The sequence below is a fragment of the Microbacterium sp. BF1 genome, from assembly GCF_019279095.1.
GTDB lineage: Bacteria > Actinomycetota > Actinomycetes > Actinomycetales > Microbacteriaceae > Microbacterium > Microbacterium maritypicum.
Window position 1 is genome coordinate 1 of record NZ_JAGYWT010000900.1, and the last position, 522, is coordinate 522.

The following is a 522-nucleotide window of genomic DNA, read 5'->3' on the forward strand; positions in this document are numbered from 1 at the left end:
CCCGCCTGCACGGCACGCTGCAGGGCCACGTCCTGCGTGAGCGTGGAGCCGGCGATCGACCCGGTGTCATCGGCCCTGGCCACGCCGTTCTCGACCGTGACGCTCACGGCCCCGAGGTCGTAGTGGCCGTCGGCGCTGCCCGCAGCCGCCATCGCATCGGTGATCAGTGCCACACGTGCGGGTGCGGAGTCGAACACGAGCTTGACGACGTGCGGATCGAGGTGCACGTTGTCGGCGATGGCCTCGAGCACCACCCGGTGATCGGCTGCCGCTGCCAGCACCGGTCCAGGAGCACGGTGATGGATGCCCGGCATCGCATTGAACGCGTGGGTGAGGATGGAGGCCCCTGCCTCGAAGGCGGCGACGGCCATCGTGGCGTCCGCATCCGTGTGGCCGACGGCAGCGGCCGAGCCCGCGGCCACGATCTGCCTGATCGCGTCGAGCCCGCCGGACAGCTCCGGCGCGATCGTGATCTGGCGGACGGTGCCGCGTCCGGCATCGAGCAGGAGGGCGACATCCGCC

Annotated in this window: 1 pseudogene; it reads right to left on the reverse strand. The window is 71.5% G+C overall.

The window, feature by feature from the left end:
• Positions 1-522, reverse strand: a pseudogene (locus tag KZA10_RS17455) (N-acetylglucosamine-6-phosphate deacetylase); the annotation flags it as partial.